A 3,552-nucleotide genomic window follows, 5' to 3' on the forward strand; every position below is an offset into this window, starting at 1 on the left:
GGGGCGGTCCGCCGGGACCGCGTGCCCCGAACCGGCTCGGCCACCACCGGGACGGCCGGCGGAACGGGCGGCGCGGGCGGCGGCGCGACCGGGATCACCGGTTCCCGCCGGTAGGGCAGCTCGCCCGTCACCAGCCCCGCGAGCGGGTCCGGGTACAGGCGTGGCGGCGGGGGCTCCTGCGTCCCGTCACGACCGGACGGACCGGCGTCTGAACCGTCCACCGCCACGCCTCCCTCAGCTCTTGGTCTTCGCCGGAGCCTTCTTCCGCGCCGGCGCCTTGCGGGCCGCCGGGGCCTTCTTCTTCGTGGTCGGCCCCTTGGCCCGCTTCTCGGCCAGCAGCTCCGCCGCCCGCTCGTCGGACAGGCCCTCGACGCTGTCGGACTTGCGCAGCGACGCGTTGGTCTCGCCGTCGGTCACGTACGGGCCGAACCGGCCCTCCTTGACCACCATCGGCTTGCCCGACACCGGGTCCGCGCCCAGTTCCTTCAACGGCGGCGCGGCGGCGGCGCGGCCCCGCTTCTTCGGCTCGGCGTAGATCTTCAACGCCTCGTCGAGCGTGACCGTGAACAGCTGGTCCTCGCTGGTCAGCGACCGCGAGTCGGTGCCCTTCTTCAGGTACGGCCCGTAGCGGCCGTTCTGCGCGGTGATCTCCGCGCCGGTCTCCGGGTCCTTGCCGACCACGCGCGGCAGCGAGAGCAGCTTCAGCGCGTCGTCCAGCGTCACCGTGTCCAGCGCCATCGACTTGAACAGCGAGCCGGTGCGCGGCTTCGGCGCCTTCTTGGCGCCCTCCGGCGTTTCGGGCAGGACTTCGGTCACGTACGGCCCGAAGCGGCCCTCCTTGGCCACGATCTCGTGCCCGGTGACCGGGTCGGTGCCGAGCGAACGGCCCTCCTGCGGCGTCGAGAACAGCTTCTCGGCGATGTCGCGGTTCAGCTCGTCCGGCGGCAGGTCGTCCGGCAGGTTCGCCCGCTGCGCGGAGGCCTCGCCGTCCGGCCCCTCGACCTCGCGCTCCAGGTACGGCCCGTACCGGCCGACCCGGACGTAGACCGTGCGGCCCTCGACGTCGGGGAACAGCGGGATCGAGTTGACCTCGCGGGCGTCGATCGCCTCGACGCTCGACCCGACCAGCTTCTTCAGCCCGCCCGACCGGCCGACCGAGGACTCCGGGCCGACGTTGCCGCCGAAGTAGAAGCCGGACAGCCACGTCGTGCGCTCCTGGCGGCCGGCGGCGATGCCGTCCAGCTCGTCCTCCAGCGCGGCCGTGAAGTCGTAGTCGACGAGCCGGCCGAAGTGCTGCTCCAGCAGCCCGACCACGGCGAACGCCACCCACGACGGGACCAGGGCGGAGCCCTTCTTCCAGACGTAGCCGCGGTCCTGGACGGTGCTGATGATCGAGGCGTAGGTGGAGGGCCGGCCGATGCCCAGCTCCTCCATCGTCTTGATCAGGCTCGCCTCGGTGAAGCGCGGCGGCGGCGACGTCGAGTGGCCGTCCGCGGACAGCTCCGCCGCCAGCACCGACTGGTCCTTGGCCAGCTGCGGGAGGCGCGACTCGGCGTCGTCGGACTCGCCGCCCGCCTCCGCGTCGACCGTCTCCACGTACGCCTTCAGGAAGCCGGCGAACGTGATCGTGCGGCCGGACGCGGCGAACGTGACGTCCTCGCCGCCCGCCGTGGTGCCGGAGATCCGCACGCTCGTCGTGTTGCCGCGGGCGTCGGCCATCTGGGACGCGATCGTGCGCTGCCAGATCAGCTCATACAGCTTGAACTCGTCGGACTCCAGCTCGCGGGCCACCTGGCCGGGCGTGCGGAACACCTCGCCGGCGGGGCGGATCGCCTCGTGGGCCTCCTGCGCGTTCTTGACCTTGCGCGTGTACTGGCGGGGCTCCTTGGCCACGAACTGCGAGCCGTACAGCTCGGTGGCCTGCGCCCGCGCCGCCAAGATCGCGGTCTCCGACAGCGTCGTGCTGTCGGTGCGCATGTAGGTGATGTAGCCGTTCTCGTACAGCTTCTGCGCGGTGCGCATGGTGCGGTCCGCGGAGAAGCGCAGCTTGCGGCCCGCCTCCTGCTGGAGCGTGGAGGTCATGAACGGCGCGTACGGCTTGCGCGTGTACGGCTTCTCCTCGACCGAGGACACCGTCATCGAGGCGTTGGTCAGGCCCTCGGCGATGGCCCTGGCCTGCGCCTCGTCCAGCACGCGGACGTCGGAACCGGCCTTCAGCCTGCCGTCGGAGCCGAAGTCGCGGCCCGACGCGAGGCGGGTGCCGTCCACCGCGACCAGCCGGGCGCCGAACGTGCGGGGCGAGGCGTCCGCGCCCGCGTCCATGGTCGCCGACACGTCCCAGTACGAGGCGGTGACGAACTTCATCCGCTCGCGCTCGCGCTCGACCACGATCCGGGTCGCCACGGACTGCACGCGGCCCGCCGAGAGCTTCGGCATGACCTTCTTCCACAGCACCGGGCTGACCTCGTAGCCGTAGAGGCGGTCGAGGATGCGGCGGGTCTCCTGGGCGTCGACCAGGTCCTGGTCGAGGTCGCGGGGGTTCGCGGCGGCGGCGAGGATCGCGGGCTCGGTGATCTCGTGGAACACCATCCGGCGGACGGGGACCTTGGGCTTCAGCGTGTCGAGCAGGTGCCAGGCGATGGCTTCGCCCTCGCGGTCGCCGTCTGTCGCGAGGTACAGCTCGTCGACGTCCTTGAGCAGCTCTTTCAGCTCGGCGACGGTCGCCTTCTTGTCCGGCGTGACGACGTAGAGGGGCTCGAAGTCGTGGTCGACGTCGACGCCGAGCCGCGCCCACGGCATGCCCTTGTACTTCGCGGGCACGTCGGCCGCGCCCCGGGGCAGGTCGCGGATGTGCCCCTTGGATGACTCCACGACGAAGTCGCTGCCGAGGTACGACGCGATCTTCCGCGCCTTCGCGGGCGACTCGACGATCACCAACCGCCGGTTGCCGCTCGCTGATCCCCCGTTTGTCTTCCTCGCCCGTGTCGATCCAGCCACGCCGTCCCGCTCTCTTCGAACACTGTGTCCCGACCCGCCAGTGTGCACTGTCCTTCGTCGCCGCTGGGCAGCCCTGGTCGGGACAGGGTGACACAACTGTGCCGGATCGTCCGTCAGGAGGACGCGCTACGCGGCCGGCCAAGTGCGCTCGGCGACGCCCGTCGGAGCACGTCCGACCAGCTCCGCGAGTCGTTCGAGCCGTCTCCTGCCGACGACGCGCAGAGCCGGTCCCCCGGCCTTCTCCGTCAAGAGTGTCGAGGGCAGGCCCGACGTGGCCAATGCTTTTCGCAACGCTTCGTGCGTGTCGGGCGCCTCGGGGTCGAGGCCGAGGAAGTACCCGGACTCCACCCAGCGGCCGGACGCCAGCGCCCACAGCCGCAGCGCCCCGCCGTCGAGGGCCAGGTCGGGCGGCACGACCTTCCGGTCGCCGTCGAGCCACTGCCCGGCCAGCCCGGTGAGGTCCGTCCGGAACGCCGTCGCGACGCGCACCGACCCGGCCTCGTCGAGGTCGATCCGCGCCTGGACGCGCAGCTCGGCCAGCGCCGCCGCGGCCTC

Annotated in this window: 2 protein-coding genes and 1 pseudogene; all 3 read right to left on the bottom strand. The window is 71.9% G+C overall.

Annotated elements, in window-relative coordinates:
• Nucleotides 1-221: pseudogene (locus ACFQ3T_RS35285) on the bottom strand (hypothetical protein); the annotation flags it as partial.
• Between the two features lie 13 nt (nucleotides 222-234).
• The gene (gene topA, locus ACFQ3T_RS35290) at nucleotides 235-2,997 is read right to left on the bottom strand and encodes a type I DNA topoisomerase (protein ID WP_380730268.1); all 2,763 of its coding nucleotides are present in this window, start codon (nucleotides 2,995-2,997) and stop codon (nucleotides 235-237) included.
• Nucleotides 2,998-3,123: 126 nt separating this feature from the next.
• The coding region (locus tag ACFQ3T_RS35295; protein WP_380730270.1) for a hypothetical protein at nucleotides 3,124-3,552 on the bottom strand (429 nt) is incomplete at its 5' end.

It is taken from the genome of Saccharothrix hoggarensis (genome assembly GCF_042678885.1).
Taxonomy (GTDB): domain Bacteria; phylum Actinomycetota; class Actinomycetes; order Mycobacteriales; family Pseudonocardiaceae; genus Actinosynnema; species Actinosynnema hoggarensis.